The sequence below is a fragment of the Streptomyces sp. NPDC086549 genome (genome assembly GCF_044746205.1).
Lineage (GTDB): Bacteria > Actinomycetota > Actinomycetes > Streptomycetales > Streptomycetaceae > Streptomyces.
In genome coordinates, this window is sequence record NZ_JBIVBS010000010.1 from 1 (window position 1) to 23,342 (window position 23,342).

General features: G+C 69.8%; 20 protein-coding genes and 2 pseudogenes. 13 read left to right on the forward strand and 9 right to left on the reverse strand.

The window, feature by feature from the left end:
• The 8 genes from ACIPSA_RS28250 to ACIPSA_RS28285 form a co-directional block, all read left to right on the forward strand.
• Window positions 1–5,718, forward strand: a 5,718-nt coding sequence (locus tag ACIPSA_RS28250) for an amino acid adenylation domain-containing protein (protein ID WP_402639316.1), incomplete at its 5' end; no start/stop codon positions are given.
• Window positions 5,719–5,720: 2 nt separating this feature from the next.
• The gene (locus ACIPSA_RS28255) at window positions 5,721–5,948 is read left to right on the forward strand and encodes an MbtH family protein (protein ID WP_402639318.1); all 228 of its coding nucleotides are present in this window, start codon (window positions 5,721–5,723) and stop codon (window positions 5,946–5,948) included.
• On the forward strand, window positions 5,945–7,198 hold the full coding sequence (locus ACIPSA_RS28260) for a cytochrome P450 (protein WP_402639319.1): 1,254 nt from the start codon (window positions 5,945–5,947) through the stop codon (window positions 7,196–7,198). Before ACIPSA_RS28255 ends, ACIPSA_RS28260 begins: the two co-directional genes overlap by 4 nt.
• 16 nt (window positions 7,199–7,214) lie before the next feature.
• Complete coding sequence (locus ACIPSA_RS28265) at window positions 7,215–7,958, forward strand: SRPBCC domain-containing protein (protein ID WP_402639321.1); 744 nt, start codon at window positions 7,215–7,217, stop codon at window positions 7,956–7,958.
• Window positions 7,934–8,158, forward strand: coding sequence for a hypothetical protein (locus ACIPSA_RS28270; protein ID WP_402639323.1), 225 nt, complete (start codon window positions 7,934–7,936; stop codon window positions 8,156–8,158). Before ACIPSA_RS28265 ends, ACIPSA_RS28270 begins: the two co-directional genes overlap by 25 nt.
• Before the next feature lie 2 nt (window positions 8,159–8,160).
• On the forward strand, window positions 8,161–8,913 hold the full coding sequence (locus ACIPSA_RS28275) for a thioesterase II family protein (protein WP_402639325.1): 753 nt from the start codon (window positions 8,161–8,163) through the stop codon (window positions 8,911–8,913).
• Between the two features lie 257 nt (window positions 8,914–9,170).
• Window positions 9,171–10,313 (forward strand): alpha/beta fold hydrolase, encoded by a 1,143-nt coding sequence (locus tag ACIPSA_RS28280; protein WP_402639327.1) that lies wholly within the window; start codon window positions 9,171–9,173, stop codon window positions 10,311–10,313.
• A 260-nt stretch (window positions 10,314–10,573) separates the two neighbouring features.
• Window positions 10,574–10,774: a DUF5132 domain-containing protein gene (locus ACIPSA_RS28285; RefSeq protein WP_402639329.1), complete on the forward strand. Its 201-nt coding sequence runs from the start codon at window positions 10,574–10,576 to the stop codon at window positions 10,772–10,774.
• A gap of 172 nt (window positions 10,775–10,946) precedes the next feature.
• Here ACIPSA_RS28285 and ACIPSA_RS28290 read toward each other — a convergent pair whose 3' ends face one another.
• The gene (locus tag ACIPSA_RS28290) at window positions 10,947–11,210 is read right to left on the reverse strand and encodes a hypothetical protein (protein ID WP_402639331.1); all 264 of its coding nucleotides are present in this window, start codon (window positions 11,208–11,210) and stop codon (window positions 10,947–10,949) included.
• A 208-nt stretch (window positions 11,211–11,418) separates the two neighbouring features.
• Here ACIPSA_RS28290 and ACIPSA_RS28295 point away from each other — a divergent pair, with 208 nt between their 5' ends.
• Window positions 11,419–11,655 carry a hypothetical protein gene (locus tag ACIPSA_RS28295; protein ID WP_402639332.1) on the forward strand — a complete coding sequence of 79 codons (237 nt, stop codon included), beginning with the start codon at window positions 11,419–11,421 and terminating at the stop codon, window positions 11,653–11,655.
• Between the two features lie 90 nt (window positions 11,656–11,745).
• Here ACIPSA_RS28295 and ACIPSA_RS28300 read toward each other — a convergent pair whose 3' ends face one another.
• The 7 genes and pseudogenes from ACIPSA_RS28300 to ACIPSA_RS28330 all read right to left on the reverse strand — a co-directional run bounded on the left by ACIPSA_RS28300 (window position 11,746) and on the right by ACIPSA_RS28330 (window position 17,192).
• Window positions 11,746–11,913 carry a hypothetical protein gene (locus ACIPSA_RS28300; RefSeq protein WP_402639334.1) on the reverse strand — a complete coding sequence of 56 codons (168 nt, stop codon included), beginning with the start codon at window positions 11,911–11,913 and terminating at the stop codon, window positions 11,746–11,748.
• A gap of 111 nt (window positions 11,914–12,024) precedes the next feature.
• Window positions 12,025–12,492: an SAM-dependent methyltransferase gene (locus tag ACIPSA_RS28305; RefSeq protein ID WP_402639336.1), complete on the reverse strand. Its 468-nt coding sequence runs from the start codon at window positions 12,490–12,492 to the stop codon at window positions 12,025–12,027.
• Window positions 12,493–12,887: 395 nt separating this feature from the next.
• Window positions 12,888–13,373, reverse strand: a pseudogene (locus ACIPSA_RS28310) (hypothetical protein); the annotation flags it as partial.
• A 498-nt stretch (window positions 13,374–13,871) separates the two neighbouring features.
• Window positions 13,872–14,384: pseudogene (locus ACIPSA_RS28315) on the reverse strand (RNA polymerase sigma factor); the annotation flags it as partial.
• 360 nt (window positions 14,385–14,744) lie between these two features.
• Window positions 14,745–15,464, reverse strand: coding sequence for a leucine-rich repeat domain-containing protein (locus ACIPSA_RS28320; protein WP_402639338.1), 720 nt, complete (start codon window positions 15,462–15,464; stop codon window positions 14,745–14,747).
• Between the two features lie 133 nt (window positions 15,465–15,597).
• Window positions 15,598–16,161 (reverse strand): NADPH-dependent FMN reductase, encoded by a 564-nt coding sequence (locus ACIPSA_RS28325; protein ID WP_402639339.1) that lies wholly within the window; start codon window positions 16,159–16,161, stop codon window positions 15,598–15,600.
• Between the two features lie 236 nt (window positions 16,162–16,397).
• Entirely contained in the window at window positions 16,398–17,192 is a 795-nt protein-coding gene (locus tag ACIPSA_RS28330) for an AraC family transcriptional regulator (RefSeq protein ID WP_402639341.1), read from the reverse strand.
• Between the two features lie 102 nt (window positions 17,193–17,294).
• Between ACIPSA_RS28330 and ACIPSA_RS28335 the strand changes: the two genes are divergently transcribed.
• Window positions 17,295–18,179 carry a sulfite exporter TauE/SafE family protein gene (locus tag ACIPSA_RS28335; protein ID WP_402639343.1) on the forward strand — a complete coding sequence of 295 codons (885 nt, stop codon included), beginning with the start codon at window positions 17,295–17,297 and terminating at the stop codon, window positions 18,177–18,179.
• A gap of 214 nt (window positions 18,180–18,393) precedes the next feature.
• Here ACIPSA_RS28335 and modA read toward each other — a convergent pair whose 3' ends face one another.
• The gene (gene modA / locus ACIPSA_RS28340) at window positions 18,394–19,230 is read right to left on the reverse strand and encodes a molybdate ABC transporter substrate-binding protein (protein WP_402639345.1); all 837 of its coding nucleotides are present in this window, start codon (window positions 19,228–19,230) and stop codon (window positions 18,394–18,396) included.
• Between the two features lie 423 nt (window positions 19,231–19,653).
• On the opposite strand from modA, the gene ACIPSA_RS28345 reads away from it, so the two are divergent.
• The 3 genes from ACIPSA_RS28345 (at window position 19,654) to ACIPSA_RS28355 (ending at window position 23,111) form a co-directional block, all read left to right on the forward strand.
• On the forward strand, window positions 19,654–20,136 hold the full coding sequence (locus tag ACIPSA_RS28345; RefSeq protein ID WP_402639347.1) for a molybdopterin-dependent oxidoreductase: 483 nt from the start codon (window positions 19,654–19,656) through the stop codon (window positions 20,134–20,136).
• Between the two features lie 246 nt (window positions 20,137–20,382).
• A complete protein-coding gene (locus ACIPSA_RS28350; RefSeq protein ID WP_402639349.1) occupies window positions 20,383–21,363 on the forward strand; it encodes a LysR family transcriptional regulator in 981 nt (326 codons plus the stop codon).
• A gap of 146 nt (window positions 21,364–21,509) precedes the next feature.
• Window positions 21,510–23,111, forward strand: a complete 1,602-nt coding sequence (locus ACIPSA_RS28355) for a M4 family metallopeptidase (RefSeq protein ID WP_402639351.1) — start codon at window positions 21,510–21,512, stop codon at window positions 23,109–23,111.
• The last annotated feature ends 231 nt before the right edge of the window (window positions 23,112–23,342 follow it).

Sequence of the window (23,342 nt, forward strand, 5' to 3'; positions counted from 1 at the left end):
ATCCGCGGGTTCCGTATCGAACCCGGCGAGGTGGAGTCGGTGCTCACCGGCCACCCCGAAGTGACCCGGGCAGCCGTGATCGCCCGCCAGGACCGTGCCGACGACAAGCAGCTCGTCGCGTATGTGGTGGCGCGTCCCGGTACGCAGGCCGTCCGCGACCACGGCGCCGAACAGGATCATGTGGGCGAGTGGCGGGAGATCTACGATGCGCTGCCCGTAGCCGCCGGTGACGCCGCCTTCGGGCAGAACTTCACCGGCTGGAACAGCAGTTACGACACGAGCCCGATCCCGGTCGAGCAGATGCGGGAGTGGCGCGACGCCACGGTGGAGCGCATCCGGGGCCTGCAACCCCGCCGGGTGCTCGAAGTCGGTGTCGGCACCGGACTGCTGCTCTCGCAACTCGCCCCGGAGTGTGAGACGTACTGGGCCACGGACTTCTCCGCGACAGCCATCGACGCTCTCGCACGCCAGGTGGAGCACGAACCCGGCCTGGCGGAACGGGTCGTGCTGCGGACGCAGCCCGCGCACGACACCGAGGGGCTGCCCGCCGCCGGCTTCGACACGATCGTGATCAACTCCGTCGTCCAGTACTTCCCGACCGCCGCGTACCTGGCCGAGGTCATCGACCGGCTGATGGGACTCCTGGCCCCCGGCGGAACCCTGTTCATCGGGGACGTCCGCAACCTGCGTCTGCTGCGGTCACTGACCACCGCCGTACAACTGCACAAGGTGGTTCGGGACAACCCGGACACGGATCTCGCCACGGTGCGCCGTGCGGTGGAGCAGGCCCTGAGGGTCGAGAAGGAACTCCTGGTCGACCCGGACTACTTCACCGCCCTGCCCGACCGCCTCGACGGCCTGGGCGCCGTGACCGTCCAGCTCAAACGCGGCCGCCACCACAACGAGCTGACCCGCTATCGCTACGACGTCACCCTGCACAAGCACCCCCTCAGCCCGCTCCCGATGGACGGGCGGACCGAGGTGCCGTGGGAGAGCCTGGACCCCCTGCGCAGCCTCCTCGCCGAGCAGGATCCGGCCGTGCTGCGGGTCACCGGTGTGCCGAACGCCCGCGTCGCCCGGGAGGCCGCGCTCGCCCGGGCCCTGCAGGCCGGTGACACCCCGCTGCCCGAGTTGCTGGAACGCCTCCACGCCGTGGACGGCGACGACGGAACCGCCGACCCGGAGGAGTTCCAAGCGCTCGGCGCCGAGTACGGCCGCTGGGTGGGCCTGACATGGTCCGGTACGGCGGACGACGCCATGGACGTGGTCCTCGCCGATCTGTCCCGGCTGCCGTCGGGCGTGCCGGACGGGCTGGGCCGGCCGGCCCGGTCCGGCGCCCCGCTGACCAACGACCCGGCCGGAGTCGGCGCCACCGGTGTCCTCCTGGCCGAGCTGCGGGACTGGGCCCGGGACCGGCTCCCCGGCCATCTCGTGCCCTCCGCGTTCGTTGCGCTCGACTCGCTGCCGCTGACCGCGGGCGGAAAGCTGGACCGCGCCGCGCTGCCGGCGCCCGACCTCGGCTCCGCGGCATCCAGCAGGGCTCCCCGTACCCCCCAGGAACAGCTCCTCGCCGAGCTCTTCGCGGAGGTTCTCGGCCTCCCGCAGGCCGGGGTCGACGACAACTTCTTCGACCTGGGCGGCCATTCACTTCTGGCCACCCGCCTGGTCTCCCGCGTCCGGTCCGTCCTCGGCGCCGAACTCGACGTACGCGATCTGTTCGAGACACCGACCGTGGCCGGGCTCGCTCAGCGACTGGAGGAGGCCGGGCAGGCGGCCAGGCCCGCCCTGACCGGGTACCCGCGCCCCGAACGGGTGCCACTGTCCCACGCGCAGCGCCGCCTGTGGTTCCTGCACCAGATGGACGGGGAGAGCGCCACCTACCACATGCCCCTCGCCCTGCGGCTGACCGGCACGCTCGACCGGCAGGCGCTGCGAGAAGCCCTGGCGGACGTGGTGGCCCGCCACGAGAGCCTGCGGACCGTCTTCCCCGCCGAAGGCGGCGTCCCCTACCAGCACGTGCTCACCCCCGCTCAGGCCCGGCCGGACCTGCCGGTGACCGACACCGACGAGGCCGACCTGCCCGGACGGCTGGCGGCGTCGGCCCGGCGCGGGTTCGCCCTCGATACCGAACCACCGCTTCGGGCAGAGCTGTTCGCGCTCGCACCCGAGGAACACGTCCTGCTGACCGTGGTGCACCACATCGCGGGCGACGGCTGGTCCATGGGCCCGCTCTCGCGAGACCTGGCGACGGCCTACGCGGCCCGGTGCCAGGACGAGGAGCCCGCGTGGTCCCCGCTGCCGGTGCAGTACTGCGACTACACCCTGTGGCAGCGGGAACTGCTCGGTGAGGCGTCCGACCCGGACAGCCGCTTCGCCGCGCAACTCGACTACTGGAAAGACGCGTTGGCGGGACTGCCCGAGCAGGTCACGCTGCCGGCGGACCGGCCGCGCCCCGCCACCGCCTCACACCGCGGCGGGCAGGTGGCGGTGCGGATGGACGCCGAGCTCCACCAGGGGCTGCGGGAGCTGGCCACGGCACACGGCGCGAGCGTGTTCATGATCCTGCAGGCGGGCCTCGCCGCACTGCTGGGCAGGCTCGGCGCGGGTGACGACATCCCGTTGGGCAGCCCGATCGCGGGGCGCGTCGACCAGGCCCTCGACGACCTCGTCGGCTTCTTCGTCAACACGCTCGTCCTGCGTACCGACACCTCGGGCGATCCGGCATTCGCCGAACTCCTCGGCCGCGTCCGGCAGACGGCTCTGGCCGCCTACGCCCACCAGGACGTGCCGTTCGAGTACCTGGTCGAGGTCCTCAACCCGGCCCGGTCCCTCGCCCACCACCCGCTCTTCCAAGTCATGCTGGCCCTGCAGAACGCCCCCGCGGCGGACTTCACCCTGCCCGGCCTGGACGTCGGACACGTGGCGGCGCCGACCGGTACGGCCCGGGTGGACCTCACGTTCAGCCTGGCCGAACAGCACGGGCCCGACGGCAGCCCCGCCGGGATCCTGGGAGCGGTGGAGTACGCCACCGACCTGTTCGACCCGCAGACCGTCGAGACGCTGTTCGCCCGCTGGACCCGGCTGATGCGCGCAATCGTCGCCGATCCGCAGCAGCCGATCAGCCGGATCGACACGGTGTCCGGAGAAGAACGCGCGCAGTTGCTCGCCGAGGACGAGGGCATGGAGCTGCCCGAGGCCGGGCTGCCCGAGCTGTTCGCCGCCCGGGTGCGCGCGACCCCGGACGCGGTGGCGGTCGTCAGCGGTACGACCACGCTCACGTACGCCGAACTGGACGCGCGGGCCAACCGGGTCGCCCATGCCCTGATCGGACAGGGAGTACGGCCGGAGACAGCGGTGGCGGTACTGCTGGAGCGCTCCCCGGAACTGGTCGTGGCGATCCTGGCGATCGTCAAGGCGGGCGGCGCCTACGTCCCGCTCGACCCGCGCTTCCCCTCCTCCCGCGTCGACCTGATCGTGCGGGAGACCGGCGCCGCGCTGGTGCTCACCGAGGACGTGCTCACCGCGCTCAGCCAGGCCGAGACGCGCACATCGGACCCTCAAGTGCACTGCGAGCCCCGTCAGTTGGCCTACGTGATGTACACCTCCGGCTCGACCGGGCAGCCCAAGGGCATCGGCGTCGCCCACCACGACGTGGCCGGTCTGGCGCTCGCCCCCTGCTGGCGCGGCGGTGCCCACGAACGGGTACTGCTGCACTCCCCGACGGCGTTCGACGCCTCCACCTACGAGCTGTGGGTCCCCCTGCTCGGCGGTGGCCGGGTCGTCGTGGCCCCGGCCGGGCAGCTGGACACCCAGGCGCTGCGGCGGACGGTCGCGGACAACGACGTGACCGGGATGTGGCTGACGGCCGGGTTCTTCCGCCTAGTCGCCGAGGAGCGCCCGGACGCCTTCGAAGGCGTGCGAGAGGTGTGGACCGGCGGTGACGTGGTCTCGGCGAGGGCGGTGGCCAGGGTGATGGAGGCCTGCCCCGGCCTCCACGTCGTCAACGGCTACGGCCCAACCGAGACCACCACCTTCGCCGCCCACCACACCATGACCGCGCCACCGGACATCACCCGCAGCGTGCCGATCGGGCGCCCCATGGCGAACATGCGGCTGCGTGTGCTCGACCCCGGACTGCGTCTGGTCCCGCCGGGTGTCGTCGGCGAGCTGTACATCGCCGGGACCGGCCTCGCCCGTGGGTACGTAGGCCGCCCGGAGATGACCGCCGAGCGGTTCGTCGCCGACCCGTACGGACCGGCGGGCGGCCGGATGTACCGCACCGGGGACCTGGTCCGGCAACTGACCGACGGCACGCTGGAGTTCACCGGTCGCGCCGATGACCAGGTCAAGCTGCGCGGCTTCCGGATCGAGCCCGGGGAGATCGACGCCGTGCTCGCCGGCCGCCCCGGGGTCGCCCAGACGGCCGCCGTCGTCCGCGAGGACCAGCCCGGGGACAAGCGGCTCGTCGCCTACCTGGTGCCCGCGGCCGGCTCGGCACCCGATCCGGAGGAGCTGGCCGAGCGGCTGCGGCGCACCCTCCCGGAGTACATGGTCCCGTCGGCGTTCGTCACCCTCGACGCGCTGCCGCTGACCCGCAACGGCAAACTGGACCGCGCCGCGCTGCCGGCGCCCGAGTACGGCTCCTCCGGACCCGGACGGGGCCCGCGCACGCCGCAGGAGCAGCTGCTGTGCGACCTGTTCGCGGAGGTCCTCGGCCGCGACCACGTCCGCATCGACGACGGCTTCTTCGACCTGGGCGGACACTCGCTGCTCGCCGCCCGCCTGGTGTCCCGGATCCGCGAGACCCTGGGCATCGGTCTGGGACTGCGCACCCTGTTCCAGGCGCCCACGGTCGCGGGCCTGTCGGAACGCCTGGCCACGGGCAGCCCCGAAGACGCCTTCGACGTGGTCCTGCCCCTGCGCTCCACCGGCAACGAAACCCCGCTCTTCTGCATCCACCCGGGCGGCGGCATCAGCTGGTGCTACAGCGGCCTGCTGACCCACCTCGGGCCCGAACACCCGGTCTACGCCCTCCAGGCCCGCAGTCTCGGCCGCCCCGAGCCACGGCCCACCTCCTACCGGGAGATGGCGGCCGACTACGCCGACCAGATCCGCAAGATCCAGCCGGAAGGCCCGTACATGCTGCTCGGCTGGTCGGCCGGCGGCCTCATCGCGCACGCGATCGCCACGGAGCTGCAGCGGCGGGGCGAACGCACCTCGCTGCTGGCGATCCTCGACGCCTACCCGGTCAAGGACATCGCCTTCGACGAAGCACCCGTCCCCACCGAACGGGACGTGCTGGTCGGCATGCTCGACTGCCAGGCGGACGAGCTGGGTGACGAGCCGCTGACCTACCCCGAGGTCATGGAGATCCTCCGGCACCGCGGCAGTGCGCTGGCCAGCCTGGAGGAGCACCACATCGAGGCCGTCGTCGCCATCATGATCAACAACGCGCAGCTCGCGCTCGTCCACGAGCCGGACCTCTTCGACGGCGACCTGTTGCTGTTCAACTCCACCATCGACCGAGAGGACGACTCGGCGGACGCCGGCATCTGGCAGCCCTACGTCGCCGGACGGATCGAGTCCCACGACGTCACCACCCGTCACGACCGCATGACACAACCCGGGTCCCTGGCCCAGATCGGGCCCGTCCTCGCGGCGAAGATCGCGGAGATCACCAGGACCGCACCGAACCCGACGACCTGTCAGGAGCACTGACCATGACCAACCCCTTCGAGGACAACGACGGTCGCTACCTCGTACTCGTCAACGAGGAGAACCAGCACTCCCTGTGGCCGTCCTTCGCCGACGTTCCCGACGGCTGGACCGTCGCCCACCCGGAGGACACCCGTGAGGCGTGTCTCGCCCACGTCGAAGAGCACTGGACCGACATGAGGCCCAAGAGCCTCGCCGACGCGATGGCCGGCCGGGAGCAGCCCGTCACATGACGACCACCACCGACGATCCCCCGGCCGGTCCGCACACCGGCCCCGACGAGATCACCGCGGCGATGCTCTCCCCGGAGTTCCGCCGCGACCCGTACCCGCTCTACGCCCGGATGCGCCGCGAATGCCCGGTCCACCGCAGCCCGCAGGGCATCTGGTACCTGACCCGGTACGCCGACGTGGAGCAGGCCCTGGGCGACCTGAGGCTGTCCAACGACCGCGACCGGATGACCCGCGCCTTCGGCGCCCGCGACGGCGGTCTGCGGGACCTCAGCAGGCTCACCGCGCGGCTCGGGCGCGTGATGAGCAACACCGACCCGCCGGAGCACGCCCGGCTGCGCAAGCTGGTGAACAAAGCGTTCACCGCCCGCCGTGTCGAGGCGCTGCGCGACCGCGTCCAAGCGGTCGTGGACCAACTCCTCGACACGGCGGTGGCGGCGGGACCGGTGATGGACGTCATCGCCGCCCTCGCCTCGCCCCTGCCGCACTCCGTGGTATGCGAGTTGTTCGGAATCCCGGACGCCGACCGCGATCGTGTCAAGGAGTGGTTCCGTGCGCTGGGCCGGATCACGGAGGACATCGACCGGGCCGTGGAGGTGGTGGACCAGTTCGAGGAGTACCTGATGTGGCTCGTCGCCCAGCGGCGGGGCGCCCCCGGGGACGACCTGATCAGCGGGCTCGTCGCGACCCAGGGGCGCGGCGACCGGCTCACCGACTCCGAGCTGCTGTCGACCTGCTTCATGCTCATCACCGCGGGCGACGAGACCACCACCCACCTGATCGGCAACGGCACCCTCGCGCTGCTCCGCCATCCCGACCAGCTGGCCCGGCTGCGCGCGGATCCCGCGCTGATCCGGCCGGCCGTCGACGAGATGGTCCGCTACGACTCGCCGACGCAGACGATCGTGCGCGTGGTGGCCGACGAAGTCGCCCTCGGCGATCGCACCCTGGCCGCCGGGGACGTGGTCTACCTGGTCCTCGCCGCAGCCAACCGTGACCCCGACCGCTTCGAGGCCCCGGACCGGCTCGACCTCACCCGCCCCGTCACCCGCCACCTGGGCTTCGGCAACGGACCCCACTTCTGTCTCGGGGCTCCGCTGGCCCGGCTGGAGACCGAGCTGGCCATCGGCACGATCGTGCGCCGGCTGCCGGACCTGCGGCTGGACACCGACCAACTGGAGTGGCGGCCCAACCCGTTGCAGCGGCGCCTGACCGCCCTGCCCGTCACCTACCGGACACCACCGAACCACTGATCGAGGAGTCATCGCCATGGCCCGGGAATTCCGGGTGCGCCGGGAGCAGTACCTTCCGGCCACGCCCCAACAGGTCTGGAACGCGGTCGCCACCGGAGCCGGCAACCTCGGCTGGCTCTACCCCATGGAGGTCGAGCCGCGCGTCGGCGGCGCCGTGACGCGCGGCCACGCAACCGTCGTCGAGTGGGAGCCGCCGCACCGCTTCGCCTGCCGTTCCGAGGACGGCAAGGGCTTCTCCAACACCCTCAGCTACGCCGTCGAAGGCCGGGACGACGACACCGCGCGGCTTTCCATGGGGATCCACTGGGTGCACACCGGCACCCCCGACGACGGCTGGGGCACCCGCGCCGACGCCGCCGAGAAACACGTGGACTTCTACCAGCACAGCCTCGCCGAGTACCTGCGCCACTTCGAAGGGCGCCGTGCCACCTACGTCAAGGCGGGCAGGCCCGCGGCACCGGCGCATGCCGACGTGTTCCCGACCCTGCTCCGGCAGACGGGCGTCACTGCCGGGACCGCCGTCGGCGACGCGGTGCGGTTCGCCGTACCGGACGGTCTCGGCGGGCCCCGGGACGCCGTCGTGGACTTCCTCAGCGGCGACTTCCTTGGTCTGCGCACCACCGACGGGCTCTACCGCTTCTACAACGGGCACACCTGGAACTGGCCGATCTGGCTCGGCCACCACCTGTTCACCGACACCATCGACGAGAAGCAGACGACGGAGGAATGGAAGGCATGGCTGGAGAAGGCGGCGCCCTGATGGAAGCAGGCCGGACGACCGCGACCGGAACACTCCTGTATTCCGCCGAACTCATCCAGGAAGGCGGTGCCTACAAACTCGTCGTGACCGATCAGCTGCGCCACACCGTGCAGACCGCCTATGTCTCCAGGAGGGCGGTGGAGCAGCTTCCCACCTTCCTTTCCAAGCTCAACTCCTTGCGGCTGGGCGGTTCCCGGTAGCGATGGCGGCACACGACGTGAAGAAGTGGTTCCGAGTCCACCGGCGCGCGGCGGACCCCAGGCTCCGACTGGTGTGCTTCCCGCACGCCGGCGGCACGGCACAGCTGTTCCACGGCTGGCCGACGCTGCTGCCCCAGGACGTCGAGGTGCTCGCCGTGCGCTATCCCGGCCGTCAGGACCGGTTCATGGAAGCCTGTATCGAGGACATGGCCACCCTGGCCGTCACGATCGAGGACGCACTGCGGCCCTGGCTCGACCGGCCGCTGGCGCTCTTCGGGCACAGCATGGGCGCCTGCGCCGCCTACGAGGTGGCCCTGCGGCTGGAGGCCCGCGGCATCGTCCCCGAGCACCTGCTGGTCTCCGCACGGGCCGCCCCCCACCGGGCCGAACACACCGCACTGCACCGTACCGACGACGAAACCCTGATCACCCGCGTCCGGCAGCTCGGAGACCTGCACGCGGAGGCCTACGACATCCCGGAGCTGCGGGACCTGCTGATGCCCGCCCTCCGCGCGGACTACCGGCTCATCGAGGCCTACCACCCCTCCCATCCGGCTCCGGTCAAGGCACCGATCACCGCTTACGTCGGCCGGGACGACCCGAGCTGCGCGCTCGACCGAGTGCAGGCCTGGTCCGACCTCACCGCCCCGGGCTCCTTCGAGCTGCGCTCGTTCCCCGGGGACCACTTCTACCTGGTGGCCCAGGAGCCCGCACTGGTCGCGGACGTGGCAGCACGCCTTGTGTGCCCGGCATGACGTGCATCGGCATGACGTGCATCGGACGGGAGGACTCCGACCTGGGCCGGATGCTGTGGGGCGAGCGGTGCGCCGGGCGGTCGCCGCGGGCCACCACGCACGTCTGCCGGGCTTGAGCGAGGTGGTGCAGTCAGCCCAATCGCGCCGGTCTCCCCGCGCATGGCGCCCGCGGGATTCCCAGGGGACGATGCTTGTGCCGGGCGCCGAGACGCGCGGTGTCCCTGGCAGCGGCTACGAAGACCGGGACGGAGGGATCCATGCGACCGGGCACACGCGCCGCCGACGCGATATTCCGGCTGCTCAGCCGGGACTGGGCCGGACTCGCCATCGCTCTGCTGCCGGCGGCCGCGGGCGCGTGGTGCCTCACCTTGGGAACCGGCTGGCGGGTTCTCGGCGGTGTGCTCTGCGCCATGGCCCTCGCGCTCGGTCTCGGGTCTCTGCGCCATCTGGTCCATGTGGCCCGGGTACGGGCGAGGTACCCGCCACCCGGACGCATGGTCGACGTGGGCAGCTACCGTATGCACGTCCTCGCCGAGGGAGACGCCGGAACGCGGCCGACCGTGGTCTGGATGCCGGGCGGCCATGCCGGCGGGTACGCCATGTACGGGCTGCACGCGCTGGTGCGGGAACGGACGCGTTCGGTCCTGGTGGACCGTCCGGGCTCCGGCTGGAGCGACCCGGGCCCCTTTCCGCGCACGACGGCAACCGAGGCCGTCGAACTGCTCACGGTGCTGGAGAGGTCCGGCGAAAGAGGGCCCTATGTCTTCGTGGGCCACTCCTTCGGCGGACTGCTCATGGCCAACGCCGCCAGGCGCCGCCCTGACCTGGTGGCCGGTCTGGTGCTGCTCGACCCCACCCCGCCCGACGTCATCGCCTTCGGCCCCCCGGTCCCGGCTCTGCGCCATGCCGTGCGGGACCAGACCGTCCTCGCCGTGCGCCGCCTCTTCGGCCTACACGCCCTCCAGCGCAGGCACGAGGCCGACGCTCCCGAGGATCCGGGGCAGGTTCTCGCCGCGGTCGAGACCAGGACCAGGGCGAACTGCGCCGCGGCATCGATCCTGCGGGAGCTGTCGCCGGACGGCATCACCAGAGCCGGCTGGCACACGGTCGTGCACGATGGCGAGCTCGGCTCGCTCCCGCTCCTTCTTGTGGCGCCACGCGATCTGACGGGCGGTGGCGAGATCTTCGACGCGGTCGACGATCCGGAGGAGAACGCCCGGGTACGGCACTTCTTCCTCACCGTGAGAGACCGCTTTCTCGCGGCCTCCAGCGCGGCCCGGAGGGTCTATACCCCGGAGGGAACCGGCCACGACTTTCCGGACCGGGTACCCGAGTTCGTCGTGCAGGTGGTGGGCTCACTGCTGGACGAACGCAGGCCGGGCACACCGGACCCGCTCTGAGCCCGTTCCGCGGCCACGTGCTGCTCCGGGGCGCCTCCGCCCGAACGAATGAAAGGCGTCGCCGTCCCCAGGCGCATCGGCCGAGGCCCGACTACGGTGTTTTCCAGTGGGGGTGGAATTCCGGCCCAGCGCTGCCGGCCAGGTGGTCCGGTAGGCGCGGCGGCGGGAGCCGTGCTGTGCACACAAGAGAGGGTTCACCCATGCCCCCTGTAGTACCTCCCTTCCTCGTCGGCCTGGTTACGGCCCCTCTGCTCAAGAGAGTGGCGAAACCGCTGGTCCGCGGCATTATCAAGACGTCGGTCGGTCTGACCCTGGAGGTCAGGCGTGCAGCCATCGAGGCGGGTGAGGAGATCCAGGACCTCACCGCCGAGGTGGCCGCGGAGAAGCTGGCGAGTTCGGCTCGGACGCGCCGCGTGAAGGCCGACGGCGAGGTCACGGCGCAAGGCGCCGCGGCGAGCTGAAGACCGGCGGTCCACAAGCAAGCAGGTACGGGTGGGAGCAGCCTGCCCTGCACCCCGCACTATCCCGGCCGCTTGCCGCCGTGACGCAAGTCGGCAAGGTGATCGGCGCCCCGGGCGTGCCGGAGCTGGGCGCACTGGCGCCTACCAGCACGGGCAGGACGATGCCGGCCAGTCACCCACCGCCGCGTAAAACGGCTTTGGCAGGGCCTCTTGAGGCCCCGGCGGTGGACAGGGCCATGGCGCAGCAGGCCAGCATGGCACCGAGCGCCGGTTGACTCAGGCCGGTCATCCGGCCGACGCTCCGTGCAGCCTGCTCGCAGAGTGTCCGCTGGGGATCGGTGGCCAGCCCATCCAGCGCGCCGGTCACCTGCGTGACCAGTTCCTCGAGCCGGTGGTGCTGCGCCTCCATGCGCTCGATTGCGTCGGCCTGCGCCACCGCCCGCGCCGCGAGCCGGGGCCAGAGGAATTCGTCCTCGCCTGGGCCCGCCGGGAAGGGCCGGCAGAGCGGGCACTGAGGTCTTCTCGGCAACCTGACGGTTGCATGCGTGACGACCCGCTGGACGGCGGCATGGCGCTCGATGCCCGTCGGGAAGCTTGTCGGTCCGAGTGTCCCGGGCCGTCCGGCTCCCACTTACACTCGCTCGATGAACAACATGCGGTGCACCCAATGCGGTCAGGTCGGGCTTGAGCAGGGCTTCGTCAGTGACAGTGGCAGCGGCGCCCGCGGGTATGCGCGATGGTTCGGAAGCCTCCTTGAGCGGGGCGTAATGGGCGTAGCCAAGACGCGGGGCCTGCCGCAATGGCAGATCGATGCCTTCCGCTGCCCGAACTGCGGGCACCTGGAACTGTTCGCCGTCCAGCCATTGAACCTTCGTGGGTAACGTCTCGTGACGGTTCGTGATCTTCGTTGCTGACTCTGCGCAGGGCCTTGAAGATGACCTTGAACAGGGCATTGAGCACCGCGGTGTCCTTCAGTTCTTCCGCGTTCCGCGCAGTGCGCTGTAGGTCGATGAGGACCTCGTCGGCCCCTGCCGCATGTGCGGCGAGCAGGTGGTCCGCCACCTGCACCACCATTCCTCGGTCTCGGCGATGTGCCGGATCCGGCTGATGACGTAGGCCAGTTGCGGGACACCCGTCATGGCGGCCACTGAGCGGACCCAGCAGCCCGAACTCGTACCCGTCCCCCGCCGTGACCACATGGCTGAGTCCAGTGGGCCGAGGGCGGGTTGAGGGGTGACCGTTCAGACCGTTTACGGCTGGAAGTACTCCGACATCAGGGCGCTGACCCATTCCGGCTGCCTGACCTCCACAGCGTGGAACTCCACCATCGCCGGCTTCAGGTCGATGACCGGCGTGCCCGACACCGCGTCGAGGCCCACCACCGTCAGTTCGCGTCCGTGCACGGACTCGATGGCACAGCACGTCACCCCGATGCGGTTCGGTCTGCGGGGGCCGCGGTCGGCGAAAACGCCGACGGACGGGAGGTCGGAGCGACCGCGGTAGGGGCGGGGTTCGCGGTAGTCGTCGCGTTCCGGGAACTGGTCGAAGACGAAGAGGACCTCCACGTGGGAGAAGCCCTCCAGGCCCTGGAGGCACGCCTCGCCGAGACGCTCGTCGATGGTGATCGTGCTGCGGACGGCACCCCAGTTGTCCGTGTGCTGGACGTCCGTCCGATCGTTGAGGACCGTGCCTATCGGTGTGACCTCGAAGCTTGGCATGGCTAGGTTGTATCTCTTCGGTCGGCGTCGTGCCCAGATGCTTCCGATCGGCTGATCGCACAACCAAAGAGACACGGCCCGGGTGCCTCACCGAGGGCATCACCCCCGAGAAACAGGTGACCAGGCGTTCCTGCCCTCAAGTCCTGCCCGGCGGTGTACCTGCTGTCCGGGAGTTGCTGTAGGTAACCCTGCCGGACCAGCATCGACAGGGCTGCGGCCTCGGCCGGGCCGAACCTCCTCAGGGAGCGGGCAATCTGTGCCCGAGACACCGCCCCATGCGGTGCATGTGTGACAACTTCCAGGATCTTCAGGGCTTCCCGGATTGCGTGAGGTGCCTGCGTGTCCAGCCTGCCCAAGCTCTCGGGGGGCTGCTCCTCGGACCGTTGAATGCGTTCGGGGGCGGTGTGATTCCAGCCGTGCGCAGCGCTGCCGGCTACAGCTTTGGCGCCAAGCGCGGTGCCGGCGCCGACCAAGCCGCGTCGGTTGAGCATGAGGTCCATTCCCGTGAATTCGGTGAGGACCGCAACGGTCCGCTCGGGCGCCCACGGCGGCTGATCCGGATGCTCCAGCTCCCTACCGCTCTGCTGTCTCCCCGTCCGCCCGTGCCTGACCAGTCCGAGGTCCTCGATGGTCACGACACGGCCGAGTCGCTCGGTGAACAGTGCTGCCAGTACGCGCGGTACAGGATCGCGCGGGATCTCTCCCATGTCGATCCAACGCCGCACCCGGGAGGTGTCGGTGGTCAGATGGGGGTGCCCCAACGCTGCGGCCTGCCGGTTCACCAGCCTGGCGAGTTCACCCTTGGACCAGCCGGCCAGACGGAACAGGTCCTGCAGGCGGTCATTGGGAGTGAGGCGCTGCTGACGAGGAGGTCCGCCGATCAGCTCCAGGCGGACGACACGGCCCAGTTTTCGCTTCATCTGGAGCGAAACCCGTTCCATGCCATTCGACACGACGTCGTCATCGGAATCGCTCGGGACCGTGAAAACGATGACATCGCGGGTAATTCTGCGGGCGGTGAAGGGAATTCCGAGTTGGCTGGTAGCGCTCAACCACGTCCGCCTCGTCCTCCGAACGCTCAGCCGCGTGCCGAGGAGCCTCCCGAACCTGCTGGTGAGGCAGCACCGCCAGACCCACCAGAGGATGCCGCACGCAGCCAAGAGAAAAGGCAAAGCGACCTCTGGCCAATGCTTGTACAGCGCAATCAGCGCGTCCCGCCCGTCATGCCACCACCGAGCAGGCAGTGCGCCCACCCCTTCGCCGGGCCCCCTCGGGGGATCAGTGCGTTGCCGTCGACCGCCGATGAAACGACCCGCCACACACACGATGGCGGCAACCGCAGCGGTGACAAGGCTCGCGCGCAGCAGAACCATGCCTCGGGAGACATGAGTCGCGACCGTGCCCGGGGCTTTGCCCATGAGGGTTGCAGCCTCGTCCTGGGTATAGTCCAGCGCTTTCGTCGCCCATACCGCGGTGCGCTGCGGGAGAGACAGGCCGGCCAGGGCCCGCTCGACGGCGCAACGGTTGGCAACCAGCGTGGCGAAGTCTGCGGACTGCGCCGGGTCGAAGCGCACAGGGTCAGCCGCACGACGGGCCTCCATTCGGCCGTGGTCAGCCTGCTGTCGGGCCCGATTGGCCACCTCGGTACGGATCACCACACGCAGGTAGCTGATCGGGCGCTCGATGGACGCCGGATTGCGCAAGGCCTTGGCGAAGGCGTTCTGCACGATGTCCTCGGCCGAGACAACCGACTCCGGTACGCCGCGGGCAAGGAGCGCATGCCGGGCGGTCGACGTGAGGCTGACGCGGTACTTCGCGTACAGAGCACCCAGATCCTCGGCGGTCACCGCCTCCTGCTCAGGCATTGTCTTCCGCTCCCTTTGAGCACACATCGCGAGAGGCGCTCGGTCTCGCCAGCCGTGCTCGGATGATCTCGGCCCGGGCCATGGACCGGTTGCGATGTGCCACGCTGTCGAGCCAGCTCTTGATTGCCGGGGTCAGAGGGGCAACCAGGGACAAGAGTGCAGCAGCGAGCTCCAGCATCCAACCTCCCTTGAGTTCTGGGCCATTGGCGCTTGTGGGCGCGGTGGCCGTTCACAGAAGAGAGGTATGGGCGGGCCGTTCTCATGACATGCCGCCCAAGATCTCCTGATGCCGGCGCCCGCGTACTCGCCGGCTATCAGGTGGACCACGCGTTGCGGTCGTTTCCCAACACGCATCGCGCGTGTGCGGAGGGCCTGTGCGTCGCAGTTTTACAGCAGGACGACGCAGCCTCGCCGCTCCAGCTCGGTCAGTAGCGATGAGGAGGGTTCGCAGGCGTTCCAGCGCAGGTCCAGCTTCTCCAGCGAAGGCATGTCGACGACCCAGTCCGGTAGCCGCGTGAGTCGGTTGCTTCTCACGTCCAGCTGACGTAGCCGGGGCAAGTTCGGCAGTGACTCCGGAAGTTCGGCCAGGGCGTTCTCCCGCAGGTCCAGGTGACGCAGCTCATGAAGGCCGGCCGTGGACGACGGCAGGGTTGTGATCGCGTTGCCCCGGAGCCAAAGTTCGCGCAGGTTGCGGAGCCGGCCGATGCTTCCGGGCAGCGCGGTCAGTCGGTTGTGCTGCGCCCGGAGTTCGATGAGGCCGGTCATGCTGCCGATGGCCTCAGGCAGGGCGGTGAGTTTGTTCTCGCCGACGTTGAGGTAGCGCAGCCGAGTCAGGTTTCTCAGGGCTTCGGGGATCTCGGTCAGGTTGTTGTCGTGCAGGTACAGGCAGCCGTCGAGGCTGGTCAGGTCGCCGAGTTCGTCGGGTACTGACCTGAGGTGGTTGTGGCCGAGGTCCAGTGTGGTCAGCTGCCGCAGCCGTCCGATCTCGGTCGGCAGATGGGTGAGTCCGTTGTCGGCGAGGATCAGGACCTGGAGTTCGGTGTGTTGCCAGACCGATACGGGAACCTTTCCCAGCTGTTGACGCCATAGGTTCAGCGTGTACGGCACGGCGCGGTCCCCCTCCTGGCATGTCGACGGTTCAGGTGAAGACTCGCGGCAGGTGCTGTACGGCCGACTCCGGTTGTTCCTCGGGGACGTAGTGACGCCTGCCTGCCGTTGTTCACGCGCGTGTCCGGCCCTCTCATGCCCGCTGTGCAGTGGCCCGCTCGCCGGTGGTCGCCAACAGGCCGAGCACCTCGCCGAGTTGCCGACGGACCTCCGGGGCGGTGATGAGCCCGTCCTCGCCGATCATCCCCCGGTCCACCGGTACCTTGAGGCAGGCCGACTCCATGATGCCTGCGCCGGTGTAGCCCAGTACCGCTCTCAGCGTGGCCTCCGCTCCCTGACCGCGCCCCGGGGCTGCCGCGTTGACCCAGGCGACCGGCTTGTCGCTGATCTCGGTGCCGCCGACCGTCCAGTCCAGCAGGTTCTTGAAAGAACCCGGCAGAGTGCCCGCGTACTCCGGGGTGCAGATCAGAATCCCGGCCGCCCGGTCGATGGCCGCCCGGAGCCCGGCCACAGGCACCGGAAGCGGGTCGGCGTCGTCATCGGGGTTGAAGTGCGGAAGAGCCGCCAGCCCCTCATACCGGACAGTACGCACTCCCGCGGACGGCGCCACGGCGTCCGCGGTGCGCAGTACGGCCTCGTTGGTGGAGAGGGCCCGCAGACTTCCCGAGAGCAACAGAATCACCGGCAGCGTCGACATCAGCTCAACCTACGCGCTCCGCACCGCGGTCGGTCAACACGATTGCCGTGACGGGCATTCATGCCGGTCAAGCAGCCAAGGGGCCGTCCAGGATCCGTCACCCGGCCTTCCGGTCGCAGTCCCGGACAAAAGCCCCGTCGTCAGCCGGTAGCCGCCCTCACAGCAGAAGCAGGAGGTTCTCCGCTCGGGCGGAGAGTGTGGCCATCGGCGACGCCCACGCTGTGCAGGTCTGTTGATCAAGGCTCCCGGCGCTGGAGGCCGGCCCTGTCGGGGCTCCGGTATGCCGTCGGCGGCCGGCCGAGGAGCTTCTTGAACGCGGCCGTATAGGCGGCGGGGTTGTCGTAGCCGAGCAGGGTCGCGATGCGGGTGACGGGCGTGCCCGCGGTCAGGTGCTGCAGGGAGTGCAGGATGCAGGCGCGTTGCCGCCACTGCGAGAAGGTGAGGCCGGTGTCGCGCCGGAACAGGCGGGCGAGGGTGCGTTCGCTGATGTTGAGTTCCGCGGACCAGCGTGCGGGCGGGTCGTGGATCTCCGGCTTCTGCAGGAACGCCTCGCACAGGCCGCGCAGGCGCGGCTCGGGCGGCAGGGGCACATCGAGCGGCAGGGGGGTGAGGCTCTTGAGCTCGTGGAGGATGAGGGTGGCGACCGCCGCGTCGCGGCTGTGCTCCGGGTAGCGCGGCTCCATGTCGACGGCTTCCAGGATCAGCGCTCGCAGTAGGGCGGAGACGTCGACGGCCTGGCAGCGGGCGGGGAACCACGGCACCGCGGTGGGTTCGATGTAGAGGCTGCGGGTGCTGACCCCGGTCATCGTGACCTCGTGCCCGGTCATGGGCGGGATCAGGACGGCGCGGGCGGTGGGAATCGTCCAGCTGCCGTCCGACGTCTCGACCTGCATCACGCCGGTGGACGCGTACAGGACCTGGGCACGGCGGTGCTCATGCCGGACGAGCAGGTGGTCATGGGGGTAGTCGGTGCCGATGGCCAGCACGGCACGATCGAGGTGGTCCACCTCCGCGACCGGGATATTGCGCATGCCGTGAGGTTACGCGGGGTCATGTGCGCCTGTCTGCTGCGCGTAGGAGGTCGGCGATCCATCGATTGCCCGCCAACCGGCGTGATCTCTAGCGTCTTACCAGTGCTGACCTCCTTCACCACTCTCCTGCTGTTCGGCTGCCTGACCGGCATCACGACCGTGCTCTTCGGCTTCGGTGGCGGCTTCGTCACGGTCCCCCTCGTCTACGGCGTCCTGACCACCACGGCGCGTTCGGGAACCGACGCGGACGCCATGCACGTCGCGGTGGCGACCTCGGCGGCGGTCATGGTCGCAAATGCCGCCGCGGCGGCGCTGGCCCAGTGGCGCCAGGGTCGGCTGCGTCGCGCGTATGTCTGGCCGCTGGCGGCGTTCATCACGGTCGGTGCCGTCGTCGGGTCCTTCGCAGCCACCTTGCTCGGCGGTACGGCGTTGCGGTTGCTGTTCGCCGCCTACCTGCTGGTGACGATCACCGACTGTCTTCTGCGGCAGGGCTTCCTCTCCGTGGCGCACCTGACGCGTCCGAAGCCCCTGGGGCGAGGCACTGCCGGCCTCGGCGGAATGGCCATCGGCCTGGTGGCCGCCGCCCTGGGAGTGGGCGGCAGCGTCATGACGGTTCCACTCCTGCGACGCAGGGGTCTTTCCATGGCTGAGGCGACCGCCATGGCCAACCCTCTCAGCGTGCCCGTCGCCGTGGCCGGAACACTCGTTTACGCCCTTGCTCCCACCGTCCCGGCCGGCGCAGGACAGGTGGGTTACGTCGATCTCACCGCGGCCGCCGCCCTGCTCGCGGGGTCGCTGCCCACCATCGCTGTCGCGAGGCGTGTCACCGGCCGGGTCCCGGACCGCGTCCACTCCGTCGCCTACGTCGTCCTGCTCGTCGTCGTTCTGATGGTGATGGCGGCCGCGGGAGCCTCACGCAGTGCCCCACGCGCCGCGGAGCCGGGCGAATCCGCCGTTGCCCAAAAGGAGTTGTCCGTTGACCACTGACGACGAGGTGGGCGGTGTCCCGGGGGTGCCAACGCGGTTGAGCGGCGTCTGGCGCAGCACGAACGCGCGCCCTTCCTCCGCCGTCCAACCGGTTTGCACCGGCCCCGGGTTGACGACCGAGGGTGTGGTTGCCGGTGAGGGTGCGCCCGGACGCGCCGGCGCCGCGGCCCACCCGTGAGGGTGTCGGTCGCGGTGCCGGACTTGTCGGTCCGGGTCACGGCTTGAGGAACCCGGCCCCGGTCAGGACCTGCCGGCCCTGGGCGGACTGCACCAGCGTGATGAAGGCCTTGGCGGTCTCGGCGTTCTTCGAGTCCTTGAGCAGGGTGATCGGGTAGTCGTTGATGGCCTGGGCCGACTCGGGGAACTCCACGCCCTGCACCTTGTCGCCCGCGGCCTTCACGTCGGTCTTGTAGACGACGGCGGCGTCGGCCTCCTTGAGCACCACCTTGTTCAGGGCGGACTTGACGTCCTCCTCGTAGGAGACGGGTGTGAGCTTCAGCTTGCCGGCGTCCAGGGCCTTCTGGGCTGCGGCGCCGCACGGGACGGTCTTGTCGCACAGTACGACCTTGAGGCCGGACTTGGTGAGGTCCTTGAGGGAGGAGACCTTGTCGGGGTTGCCGGGCAGGGTGGCGATCTCGAGCTGGTTGCGGACGAAGGTGGCGGGTGTGCCGGCCGCGTCGCCCTTGTCCGTGACGATCTTCATCGTCTTGGGGCTGGCGGCGGCGAAGACGTCGGCGGGGGCTCCGCTGGTGATGCTCGCCGCGAGGGTGTCGCTGCCGCCGAAGTTGAAGCTGACCTTCGTGCCCGGGTGGGTCTTCTCGAACTCCTTGCCCAGGGCGGTGAAGCTCTCCTTCAGGGAAGCCGCGGCGAAGACGGTCACGTCGCCGGACAGCTTCGGGGACGCGGACGACGACGAGTCCGACTTCGGTGAAGAGCCGGACGAGTCGGACGAGTCGTCGGACGAGGAGCAGGCGCTGAGCGCCAACAGGGCGGCGACTCCCGCACCGGCCACCTGAAGCGTCCGACGGGTCCGGCGCACGGAACGGGTCATCACGGGTTCACTCCCTTTGGTCCTGAACGGACTCATCTACGTTCTTTCGACGACCAGTTGGTCGACTTGATCACGGCAACAGCCGGAACGCCGGGTTCGGGCTTCTGTTCCTCAGCCGACTCGCGGCTGACCATGGCCACTACCCGGAACGGTCCGGCGGCCCCGGGATGATCCGGCGGCGCAGCCGTCGCGTTCGGCGGTCAGTTCCCGCCGTCGCCCAGGCGCCTCACGAGGCCGGCGCTGACGCCGAGTAAGGCGAGGACGTCCCCGATCCAGTAGGTGCGCATGCGTCGATCGTACTACCGCAGATGCTGGCGGATCGGCCCACATCTCATTGCATAAGCAGGGCCAAAGGTCCCTACTGTTGGCATCTGCGCATGCACCTCATAAGTCTGGGTACGGTCATGCGGGAGGTGGTAGCCCGTGAGTCAGTCCCTCGCAGCAACTGGTACGGCCGCCGGCCGGATGGCGGAACTCTCCCTCAGCGGCGATCTGCACCGCCCGGTCCGGCTGACGGTCCCAGACCTTCTCACCTGGCCCCGGCACGAGGCACAGGTCGCCTTCGAGTGCGCCACCAGCGGCGTGCAGCACCACCGCTTCACCGGACCACTCCTGCACGACGTCCTCATGGACGCGGGCCCCGCCTTCGACCCCGCCCGCCGCAAGGACCGCCTGCGCTTCCTGATCGCCGTACGCGGCACCGACGGCCACCACGCCCTGCTGTCCTGGGCGGAGATCGACCCGGACTTCGGCCGCGCCCCCGTTCTGCTCGCGGTCACCCTCGACGGCACTCCGCTCGACCACGCCGGCTCACAGCTCGTGCTGCCCCAGGACCGCTGCGGCGCCCGCTACATCAGCGGGATCGAGACGATACGCGTGGACGGTGGATACACCGCGTGGACCTGACAGCGACGAAAGGAACCTGGCGAAGCACGACCGGTCGGCGGACGTCCTGACGCTGCGGCCACTGCGCGAGCGGGCATCGAATTTACGGGCTGTCAGGGACAAGGGCAGGCCGGTGAATCAGTTTTTACTGTCCCATGGTTGCCGGCCCCGTCGGTCCGTCGGACTCTTGGTCACCATGCCGTCGGGCAACTGGTTCTGCTGGTCATGGGGGGTGCAGGGGTCCCTCGCGCTGAGCGGGGAATGTTCATGCACCTCGAGTTCCGGCACCTCCGTATCCTGCTCACCGTCGCCGAGGCCGGCAGCATCCGCAGGGCCGCCGCACGGCTGCAGCTCTCTCAGCCGGCCACGAGCGCTCAGCTGAAGCGGATCGAACACGAGCTGGGCGGCCCGCTCTTCATCCGCAGCGCCGACGGGGTGAAGCCGAACGAGAACGGACAGTACGTCCTTCGCTGCGCCCGTGACCTCGTCGTCGGCTTCGACCGGCTGCGCGAGTACGCGCGATCGGCGGCCGAGGCGGACAGGAAGACCGCCGCGCCGCTGAGGGCGGGCGGAACCGCCGGCCCCCTCGTGTCCCTGCTGCTCTCCGCCCTCTTCGAACTCGTCCCGGAACGCCGGCTCACCATAGATGCCCGCCGTTCCGTGCACACCCTGGCGAAATCGCTGAGCCTGTCGAAATGCGACATCGCGGTGTTCGGCGAGTTCCCGGGCTTCCCCCTTCCGGTCGGCGAGTCGGTGGTGACACGCACACTGCTCCGTGAGCCGGTCTTCGTCCTGCTGGCCGAGGACCACCCGCTGGCACGCCAGGAGGTGGTCGGTCTCCATGAGCTGGCCGGCGAGGAGTGGGTCATGCCGGAGGCCGACGAGAGCGGTGTGCACGCGTACCTTCATCTCACCTGCCAGTCTGCGGGATTCACTCCGCGTATCGCCCATGTGACGTCGGACCTGTCCGTGGCGCAGATCCTGGTCGCCGGGCGCCGTGCCGTCTGCGGCGTATGGCCGACCGCCGATGTCCCCGCCCAGGGCACCGTGCTGCGGCCGCTCGTGGACGTCCCGTTCCACCGGCGGTTGCTGCTGGCCTGGAACACGGAGTCGGTTCCGCCCGAGCTCGCCGACGCGGTCGGCGAGCGTGTACTGGCCGCCTATCAGTCGCTGGTGCGGCAGCGGCCGCAGTACCTGGCCTGGTGGCAGGGCGGGGGAGAGGGGTTCGCTCTCGGCGAGGGCGCGTGACCGGCCGGGGCGAGCTTCCCCACGCCCTATAGCTCCGTGGTTATAGCCCAGATGGAGTCACGTCAGGAACATGTCATTTGGTGAACACTTCGCGTCAACGTCCCAGGACGTCGTCACCCCACGACGAGCGAAGGAATCACCCCGTCATGCCCCGTCCCCTGCTTGCCCTTTCCGCGATGGTCGCCGCCGGCGTCATCACCACGGGTGCGATGGCCGTACCTGCGCACTCGCAGACCAATGCGGTCCAGCGCGGAACCTCCGTCCGCGACACGGCGATATCCAAGGCCAAGGCGAACGTGACCCGGCACGCCGACACCTTCGGTTTTGGTGCGGGCCAGAGACTCCACGTCAAGGACGTCGTGATCGACGCCGACGGCACCCAGCACGTCCGTTTCGAGCGGACCTACCGCGGCCTCCCCGTCGTCGGCGGCGACTTCGTCGTCCACCAGAAGGCCGACGGCTCGTTCAAGGGATCCACCCGCGCCAAGGCCCACAAGGTGGCGCTCAAGTCCGTCGCTCCCGCCGTAGGCGCCAAGGGCACCGCGGCCGGCGCCCTGAAGCGCTCGCACGGGTTGGTGCGCAACGGCAAGTCCACCCCCGAGCTGATCGTGTGGGCCGTCGACGGCACCCCGCGCCTGGCCTGGCGCACCACCGTGCAGGGCCTGGGCGACAAGGGCCAGCCGCACGGCGAGGTCTTCGTCACCGACGCCACCACCGGCGCGGCGATCGAGAACTACGACGTGGAGCGCGAGGCGACCGGCACCGGCCACTCCGAGTACACCGGTGACATCGGCATCGACACCACCCAGCAGGCCAACGGCACCTTCGCCCTGATCGACCCGGTGCGCGGCCACATCACCAAGGACGCTCACAACGCCTCGTCCTCGTCCCTGAACAGCTCCTCCGGCACCCTGTTCACCGACGCCGACAACATCTGGGGCGACGGCAAGAAGTTCTCCACCGACCGCGCCACCGCTGCCGTCGACGCGCACGCCAACACCGCCAAGACGTTCGACTACTACAAGGCGACCTTCGGCCGCAACGGCATCAAGAACGACGGCCGCGGCGCCACCGTCTTCGTCCACGTCGGCACCAACTGGGACAACGCCCAGTGGTCGGACTCCTGCTTCTGCATGATGACCGGCGACGGCAACGGCACCACCGACCCCGAGCAGGTCGACCTCGACACCATGGGCCACGAGATGACCCACGGCGTCACCTCGGCCACCGCCAACCTGCGCTACAGCGGCGAGTCCGGCGGCCTGAACGAGGCGACCAGTGACATCCTCGGCACCATGGTCGAGTGGTACGCCAACAACCCGGTCGACACCCCCGACTACCTCTTCAGCGACCAGTCCACCCCGCCGTGGCTGCGCCGCTTCGACAAGCCGTCCCTGGACGGCAGCTCCGCCGACTACTGGTCGAAGTCCGTCGGCCGGCTCGACGTGCACAACTCCTCGGGCGTCGGCAACCACTGGTTCTACCTCGCCAGCGAGGGCAGCGGCACCAAGACGATCAACGGCATCACCTACAACAGCCCGACGTACAACGGTTCCACCGTCACCGGCATCGGCAACAAGAAGGCGTCCGCCATCTGGTACCGGGCGCTGACCGTCTACATGACCTCCACCACGGACTACAAGGGCGCCCGCACCGCGACTCTGAACGCGGCGAAGGACCTCTACGGCGCGACCGGCCCCGAGTACGCCACCGTGGCCGCGGCCTGGAGCGCGGTCAACGTCAACTGACGCACTGACGCACTGACGCACTGACGCACTGACGCACTGACGCACTGACGCACTGCCTGATTCGTGCGAGCCGGCCCGGACGACGACCCTCACAGCCGTCGCCCGGGCCCCGGCGTTTCCGGCGACGCCGTCCCTCCCGAATGCCAGTGAGCACCTTCAGCGTGGCCACTGATCGGGACTGATGCGGGTGTTGCCGCAACACCTGACAGTGCACCAGTCCTGACCGGCGGA

What these genes read in the sequence shown, in the direction of transcription:
- ACIPSA_RS28325 (WP_402639339.1), bottom strand. Translation starts at nt 16,161, where the DNA reads ATGTCGACGCTGCCGGTGATTCTGTTGCTCTCGGGAAGTCTGCGGGCC.
- ACIPSA_RS28355 (WP_402639351.1), top strand. Translation starts at nt 21,510, where the DNA reads ATGCCCCGTCCCCTGCTTGCCCTTTCCGCGATGGTCGCCGCCGGCGTC.
- ACIPSA_RS28275 (WP_402639325.1), top strand. Translation starts at nt 8,161, where the DNA reads ATGGCGGCACACGACGTGAAGAAGTGGTTCCGAGTCCACCGGCGCGCG.
- ACIPSA_RS28295 (WP_402639332.1), top strand. Translation starts at nt 11,419, where the DNA reads ATGAACAACATGCGGTGCACCCAATGCGGTCAGGTCGGGCTTGAGCAG.
- ACIPSA_RS28305 (WP_402639336.1), bottom strand. Translation starts at nt 12,492, where the DNA reads ATGCCAAGCTTCGAGGTCACACCGATAGGCACGGTCCTCAACGATCGG.
- ACIPSA_RS28300 (WP_402639334.1), bottom strand. Translation starts at nt 11,913, where the DNA reads ATGACGGGTGTCCCGCAACTGGCCTACGTCATCAGCCGGATCCGGCAC.
- ACIPSA_RS28350 (WP_402639349.1), top strand. Translation starts at nt 20,383, where the DNA reads ATGCACCTCGAGTTCCGGCACCTCCGTATCCTGCTCACCGTCGCCGAG.
- ACIPSA_RS28255 (WP_402639318.1), top strand. Translation starts at nt 5,721, where the DNA reads ATGACCAACCCCTTCGAGGACAACGACGGTCGCTACCTCGTACTCGTC.
- ACIPSA_RS28260 (WP_402639319.1), top strand. Translation starts at nt 5,945, where the DNA reads ATGACGACCACCACCGACGATCCCCCGGCCGGTCCGCACACCGGCCCC.
- ACIPSA_RS28265 (WP_402639321.1), top strand. Translation starts at nt 7,215, where the DNA reads ATGGCCCGGGAATTCCGGGTGCGCCGGGAGCAGTACCTTCCGGCCACG.
- modA (WP_402639345.1), bottom strand. Translation starts at nt 19,230, where the DNA reads ATGACCCGTTCCGTGCGCCGGACCCGTCGGACGCTTCAGGTGGCCGGT.
- ACIPSA_RS28280 (WP_402639327.1), top strand. Translation starts at nt 9,171, where the DNA reads ATGCGACCGGGCACACGCGCCGCCGACGCGATATTCCGGCTGCTCAGC.
- ACIPSA_RS28330 (WP_402639341.1), bottom strand. Translation starts at nt 17,192, where the DNA reads ATGCGCAATATCCCGGTCGCGGAGGTGGACCACCTCGATCGTGCCGTG.
- ACIPSA_RS28270 (WP_402639323.1), top strand. Translation starts at nt 7,934, where the DNA reads ATGGCTGGAGAAGGCGGCGCCCTGATGGAAGCAGGCCGGACGACCGCG.